This window comes from Pseudomonas sp. 15C (assembly GCF_055484735.1).
In genome coordinates this window covers 122,992-130,037 of the sequence record NZ_JBUDGD010000008.1, presented here as the reverse complement: position 1 = coordinate 130,037, position 7,046 = coordinate 122,992, and the positions used below count along the sequence as shown (strand labels likewise).

General features: G+C 61.8%; 5 protein-coding genes. 4 read left to right on the top strand and 1 reads right to left on the bottom strand.

Features of this window, described 5'->3' with window-relative positions:
- The first annotated feature begins 133 nt into the window (after positions 1–133).
- Positions 134–1,279 (top strand): MFS transporter, encoded by a 1,146-nt coding sequence (locus ACYYKW_RS07125; protein ID WP_464989732.1) that lies wholly within the window; start codon positions 134–136, stop codon positions 1,277–1,279.
- Positions 1,280–1,303: 24 nt separating this feature from the next.
- Here ACYYKW_RS07125 and ACYYKW_RS07120 read toward each other — a convergent pair whose 3' ends face one another.
- Positions 1,304–2,872, bottom strand: coding sequence for a phospholipase D family protein (locus ACYYKW_RS07120; protein ID WP_464989731.1), 1,569 nt, complete (start codon positions 2,870–2,872; stop codon positions 1,304–1,306).
- A 283-nt stretch (positions 2,873–3,155) separates the two neighbouring features.
- On the opposite strand from ACYYKW_RS07120, the gene ACYYKW_RS07115 reads away from it, so the two are divergent.
- The 3 genes from ACYYKW_RS07115 to ACYYKW_RS07105 all read left to right on the top strand — a co-directional run bounded on the left by ACYYKW_RS07115 (position 3,156) and on the right by ACYYKW_RS07105 (position 7,043).
- Positions 3,156–3,806, top strand: coding sequence for a DUF1120 domain-containing protein (locus tag ACYYKW_RS07115; protein WP_093096976.1), 651 nt, complete (start codon positions 3,156–3,158; stop codon positions 3,804–3,806).
- A 100-nt stretch (positions 3,807–3,906) separates the two neighbouring features.
- Positions 3,907–4,617: a fimbria/pilus chaperone family protein gene (locus ACYYKW_RS07110; protein WP_464989730.1), complete on the top strand. Its 711-nt coding sequence runs from the start codon at positions 3,907–3,909 to the stop codon at positions 4,615–4,617.
- Between the two features lie 5 nt (positions 4,618–4,622).
- On the top strand, positions 4,623–7,043 hold the full coding sequence (locus ACYYKW_RS07105; protein WP_464989738.1) for a fimbria/pilus outer membrane usher protein: 2,421 nt from the start codon (positions 4,623–4,625) through the stop codon (positions 7,041–7,043).
- The last annotated feature ends 3 nt before the right edge of the window (positions 7,044–7,046 follow it).

The following is a 7,046-nucleotide window of genomic DNA, read 5'->3' as shown; positions in this document are numbered from 1 at the left end:
GGGAGCGAGCCTGCTCGCGAAAGCGGTGTATCAGTCAGCGTACATGCTGAATGTGAAACCGATTCGCGAGCAGGCTCGCTCCCACATTGGTTTTGTGCGGTGTCTATGAAAACTATCCACAGGAGCGTGGAACATGCGGTGGGCGACGTATTTCGCCGTGTTGGCGTCTGTCTTGAGTGTCGGCCTGGCCCTGGGCGTGAGCATGCCGTTGGTGTCGCTGCGTCTTGAAGGGTGGGGCTACGGCGCTTTCGCCATCGGCGTGATGGCGGCGATGCCGGCGGTCGGGGTGTTGTTGGGGGCGAAGGTTTCCAGCCATCTCGCCGCGTATTTCGGCACGGCGAATCTGATGCGCTTGTGCCTGTGGGCCGGAGCCTTGTCGATCGGCCTGCTGGCGTTGCTGCCGAGTTATCCTGTCTGGCTGCTGCTGCGCCTGCTGATCGGGGTGATTCTGACCATCGTGTTCATCCTCGGCGAAAGCTGGATCAATCAACTGGTGGTCGAGCAGTGGCGCGGGCGCCTGGTCGCGTTGTATGGCAGCAGTTATGCGCTGAGCCAACTGTCGGGGCCGTTGCTGTTGGGTGCGCTCGGCACCGAGCATGACTATGGTTTCTGGGTCGGTGTTGGCTTGCTGAGCGTATCGCCGTTGTTGTTGCTCGGGCGCAGTGGGGCGCCCAGCAGTGAAGCGAGCAGCGTGACCTTCGTCGACCTGTGGGGCTTCGCCCGCGAGCTGCCGGCGATCGCCTGGGCGGTGTCGTTGTTCGCCGCGTTCGAGGCAATGATCCTGACGTTGCTGCCGGTGTATTGCCTGCAACAGGGTTTCACTGCGGAAATTGCCTTGGCCATGGTCAGCACCGTGGTAGTCGGCGATGCGCTGTTGCAATTGCCGATTGGCGCCTTGGCCGATTATCTGTCGCGGCGCACATTGTTCGCCGGCTGTGCTGTGGTGTTGATGCTCTCGAGTCTGGCGATTCCGCTGCTGCTCGACACGCTGCTGATCTGGCCGTTGTGGGTACTGTTCGGTGCCAGTGCTGGCGGGCTGTTCACGTTGTCACTGATTCTGATCGGCGAGCGTTATCGCGACGATGCGCTGGTGCGCGCCAACGCGCACATCGCGCAGCTTTGGGGGATCGGTTGCCTTGTCGGGCCGCTGGCCGCGGGGGCGGGCAGTCAGTGGATCAATGGGCATGCGTTGCCGCTGTTGATGGCGGCGGGGGCGTTTGGTCTGGTGTTGTTGCTGATGCGCCAAGGCGCGTTTGGCACAACGGCAGAAGCTGCCTGAGCACATCCCTTGTGGGAGCCGGGATCAAAGCATGCGCTCAAGGCCCACGCTGGTGCTGAACCACGAATTGAAGCGCCGCCACCAACTTCCCGGTTCCTTGGTCAGCGTGTGCATCTGGCCGTTGTCCTCGGTGACCCAGACGACCTTGCCGTTTTCCAGTTTCGCCTGGTAACTCAGGTTCGGCGCCATGCCTTGCAGCGCCAGTACGCGCACATGCTCGGCCAGTTCCGGGCTGTCGACCAGTACGCCGACTTCGGTGTTCCATAGCACTGAGCGCGGGTCGAAGTTGAACGAGCCGATAAACGATTTGCGTCGATCAAAGATCATCGCCTTGCTGTGCAGGCTGGAATCCGAGCCGCGATACGACTTGCTGTAGAACAGCCGCGGGCCACTGCCGTAGTTATCCCCGGGCTGGCGCCGCAGTTCATACAGTTTCACGCCGTGCTCCAGCAAGGCTTTGCGATACGGCGCATAGCCGCCATGCACTGCCGGGACATCGGTAGCCTCCAGCGAATTGGTCAGCAGATTCACCGAAACCCCGGCGTCGGCGCGTCCGGTCAGGTAGACCAGCCCCGGTTGACCCGGCACGAAATACGCCGAAATCATGATCAGCTCTTTGCTCACTCCGGTCAGTTCCGGCGCCAGCTGCGTGGTCAGCAGCAGGTGCGGATCAGGCTCGCCCTTGGACAGCACCTTGCTCGGTGCATCCCACAACGCCTGATTCCACGCCCAGATCAGCTCTTTGCGCCAGATGTCCATGCGCGGGTCGGTCTTGAACTTCATCAACTGTTGATACAGCGCGTGATTCTGTTTGCGCGTTTCTTCCAGCGATTCTTCCAGGCGCGTGCGGGTGTTCTGCAGGTCCGCGGCGCTCGGTCTGGTGGAGAGAAATTCCTCGATCGGTTTGCTCAGCGCGCTGTTCCAGTACTGATCGAAGCTGTGTCCGAGCTGCTCGGCAACCGGTCCGATGCTGAGCATGTCGATGTCAGTAAAATTCAGGTTGGGTTCGGCATCGAAATACTCATCGCCCAAGTTGCGCCCGCCGACAATGGCCGCGCTGTTGTCCGCCAGCCATAACTTGTTGTGCATGCGCCGGTGTTGCACGGACAGGTTGAACAGCCGTCCCGCCGCACGCGTGACGCCGGTGCTGCGGCCCAGATGCAAAGGGTTGAACAAGCGAATCTGGATCTGCGGATGCGCCGCCAGCGTGGCGATGATCTGATCGAGCCCGTCGCTGGTGGTGTCGTCGAGCAGAATGCGCACGCGCACGCCCCTGTCGGCGGCCTTGAGCACTTCCTCCACCAGCATGCGTGTGCTGATGCCGTCGTGGACGATGTAGTACTGCAAGTCGAGGCTGGTCTGGGCGTTGCGAATCAGCTCGGCGCGGGCGGTAAACGCTTCACCGCTGTCAGACAACAGGCGAAACCCCGATTGCCCCTGGTAGGGCGCGGCCTGAGCCTGAATCGAACGGCCGAAAGCCGAGTCCGCCGCCGGTAAGGCCTGGCTCGGCTCGCGCGGCACATCGAGCGTGGCACAGCCATTCAAGAGCAAAGCGAGTAGCGCTGCAGCGATCAGTTTCTGTCCTGGAATCACGTGGCGGTCTCGGGTCGTGACGGAGGGTGAAGTATGGCATGGGCATCGCTGCCTTGAATTCCGATCAGTGGGCGCTGCAAGGCAGCAGCGCGCAATGTTTTGTCATCAAGAAGTAGGAAATAGTTTCTCAGCATCAATCGCCTATGAGTCAGGTCGATTTTTCCCCATTCAAGCGAAGGTTTTTCCTACAGATTTGTCCTCCAAAAGCCGCAATTATCCGCCTGCTTACTTACGTGAGAAGTCAGTAGGAAGCTTTTTGTTAATGACATGGAAGATACGGCTTATGAAAAACAACCACCGGCTCGTCGTTCTCGCTGCCGCCTTGCTACCCTCGCTGGCTATGGCGGAGAGCGTTGACCTGAACGTCATCGGCACCATTATCCCGACCTCTTGCATACCGGCCTTTGCCGGGGGCGGCACGGTAGACCTGCGCAAGATTTCCGCGGCCACGCTTAACCCAACCACGCAAACTCTGCTGCCGGAGCGGGACATCTCGCTGCACATCAATTGCGACGCTCCAGCCCCGGTCGAAGTGTCGGTTCGCGATAACCGTGCAGCGACCAAATTGCCGGGTATCAGCGATGGCACCGGTCAAACCGATCCGGTGCTGTTCTTCGGGCTTGGCGCAATCAATGGCACCCGGATTGGCGGATTCGCTTTACGTCATGGCACGCCGGAGACCGACGGAACAGGGCGCGCACTGCTGACCCGCACTCTCGCAGCGCCAGCGTGGCGTGTACCTGCCAGTTCGCTGGTGAGCAATGCCCCTGCGCTGTATTCCTGGGGTATCAATGCCGCAACGGGGCCTGTTGCCGCTCGGCATCACGGCTTTCCGATGAGCTTGCTGCCAATCATTGGCGCGAGTAACAACTTGCCGATCGCCAACGAGATCCCGCTCGACGGCTCGGTGACCTTCGACATGTTCTACCTCTGACCGCCGAGCCCGGCGGCCACCAGGGCGCCGGGCTTTTCCTTCCGACAGGAACACGCCGGCAGCGCCGGAACCGTGGCCTGGAATTTTCCGGTATTTACCGATGCCCCTTTCATTCCAACCTGCTTTGATGCAGGTCTCCCTGTGGTTGTTCGCCGGTCTGTCGATGTCGCTTGCGCAAGGCGCCGGCATGGTTCCGCAAACGCCGGTACTGGTCGTCGAGCAGAGCCTCGGCGAAGCCGTCATGAACGTCCGCAACACCGATGCTCATCCGGCACTTCTGTACACCACCGTCGAAAACACTGAATCGGACGATGAGGTCCTTCTGGTTTTCACTCCTCCTGTTGCACGTGTCGAGGCTGGCCAGGTTCAGCAGGTACGGTTCCTTCTGCAGAGCGCTCAGCCCTTGCAGACCGAACGTTTGAAACGGGTGATTTTCGAAGGCATCAACCCGGTTGCAGCCGCAGGTGGGGCGCGTGTCAGCCTCGGCGTGCGGCAAAACCTGCCGGTGATCCTGCGTCCGGCCGGATTGCCCGTCGAGCGTGAGCCGTGGAAACGCCTCGTCTGGACCGTCACGCGTGACGGCTTGCACGTTCACAATCCCAGTCCCTACGTGGTTCGACTCGGCAAAGCGGTTACACCGTTGCCCGGCTCAAGCCCGGTCGAACTGCCACGCACCTATATTCTGCCGGGCGAGAGACTGCAACTCGATTTGCCTTTGAGTTCGTTGGCACAGGTGTCGTCGGTGCGGATATTCCCGGCGACCACTTACGGTTTTGCTGTCGACGATCATATTGCCCCGGTGACACGTTGAACTGGATGTGCATCGCCGGATCATTGCTGGCGCTGGGTGGCTGCGGGTGGCGCGTGGCGATGGCGGCAGAACCGGTGACGTTCGACGTTGAAGTGCTCAGGGATCGCGGAGTCGATCCGGCCCTGGCGGAGTATTTTCGTGATGCTGCGCGTTTTACTCAGGGTGTGCATGCCGTCGTGCTTGAAGTCAACGGACAGCCAAAGGGCCGTGTGCAAATGACGTTCAACGATGTGGGCGAGTTGTGTCTGGGGAAGCAATGGTTAACGGCTGCCGGAGTGCGTCTGCCCGCGTCTGCGCCGCTGGCGTCAGGGTCGTGTGTGACTGCCGCACAGGGTTTCCCCGCAGCCGTCGTGCAGTTGAACCCCGGCAGTCAGCAGGTCCGGTTACTGGTGCCTACCGATACGCTCGCTGAGCCCGAGCCGTCGCAGCGCAGCTTTGCCAATGGCGGCGTGGCCGGTGTGTTGAATTACGATTTGCTAATGGCCGGAAGTCAATTCGACGGGCAGACCAGCAACTATCGCAGCCTGAGTTCGGAAGCGGGCTTGAATGCCGGCGACTGGGTGCTACGCAGTCGCCAGTCATTCACGGCATTGCCCGACAGCTCACGGTTCGAGCACCTCTATGCCTATGCGATGCACACGCTGGAAGATCACGAGGCCAGCCTTCAGATCGGTCAGCTCAACCTGGCATCGTCGCTGTTTGCCGGTGAGTCGTTCACGGGCGTACAGGTTTTTCCTGAAGCAGCCTTCGCCCGACTCGATGCCGCCCGCAACGGCGCCCGTGGCCAAGTGGACGGGGTTGCTTACTCACCGTCCCGTATCGAGGTCCGCCAGAACGGCGTGGTGATCTATACGACGATGGTGCCAGGCGGGCCTTTTACCTTGCGCGCGCTGCCGTTGTTGAGCAATCAGCTCGATCTGGAGGTAGCGGTGCATGAGCAGGATGGTCAGGAGCGACGTTTTCGGGTGCCGGCGGCGAGTCTGCAAGCGGCGCAGTCTGACGCCCCCGAGGGTTTCAATCTGGCGCTGGGCCGGGTCCGCCGTCTGTCAGCGGATAACCGTGAGGCGCCGACATTCGCGGCGTTCAGCAAAGACTGGGAAATGCGCCGAGGCCTGCGTGCAACCGCCGGTGCGCTCGCGGGCGACGCTTACCTTTCCGCCGGTTGGGGGCTGCAACAACAGTGGTCGGGGCCGATCACGCTGGGGCTGCGCCAAGTGGTGTCGGAACAGCGCGCGGCGGGTCTTGCTGGTGATCAATTGCAGCTGACGTTCAGCGCGCCTTTGGCAGCCAATCTCTCGGCAAGTCTGGTCGCAGTGCGCCAGAGCCGGGACTTTCGCGCCTTGTCAGATACCGGCTGGAATCAGCGGCGGCATCAGGCCGAGTCGCGCAAACGCGATCACTGGGTGTTTTCGCTCAATGGCGCCACCGATGACTGGGGGGCCTTTGGCGCAAGCTGGTCGCGTTATTCGAGTATGGGCGAAGCACCGGTGTCGCAGTTGGGGTTGTCATGGTCACTGACGCTGCCGCAGCGCGTCAGCTTGTCACTGAGCGTGGAGCGAGGCGTCGGTGGTGACGAGGAATATCGTCAGGGCCGCGCGGCTTACCTGACCCTGGGCGTTCCGCTGGGCGGGCAAGGCCGGTTGCGCGGGTACGTGCGCAGTGACGAGCGCTCAGGCGTGCGCCAAGGGCTGGCCGTGAGCGCTGCGGTCAGCGAAACCCTGGCCTACACCGTCAATGCCGAACACCGCGATAACGCATCGGCTGCGGTGGCTGGCCGGATCAATGCCTTGCCGCGCTATACCAGCCTGGATGTGGGGCTCGGACAGCGCGCCGGTGCGACGGAATACGATCTGGGCTTGCGCGGCGGCGTGTTGCTGCACCGCGATGGCGTCACGCTGTCACCCTATGCGCTACGTGACACGGTGGGGGTGTTGAAGGCGGGTGAGCGTTCCGGAGTGCGGCTGCAAACGCCCCAAGGCCCCGTCTGGACGGATGGCGCGGGGCGCGCAGTGGCGGCGAACCTGCCAGCCTATTCTTTGGCACGGCTTGAAGTCGATCCACTGGGGCTGCCGCGTAATGTCGAAGTTCTCAACGGGGTGCAGGAGGTGACCGCCGGCCGGGGTTCGGTGCAGCACCTGGACTTTTCCCTGGTTACCGTCCGGCGTCTGTTGCTCAAGGCGCGGTCGCAGGATCGCCAATGGTTGCCCAGAGGCTTGAGCGTACTGGATGCGCAGGGTGAGTACCTGACGTCCGTGATGGACGCCGGGGCGATTTTTTTGCCGGATATCCAACCAGGGCAGGTGTTGCGCGTGAAGTTATCCGACAGCAGCCACTGCGTTTTGCATTTCCCCCTGAGTGAATCGCCCGGTGAGGCTACGCAAATTGAAACCGTTGAGGCGATCTGTCGCCCTTCAAATCTGTCCTGACCG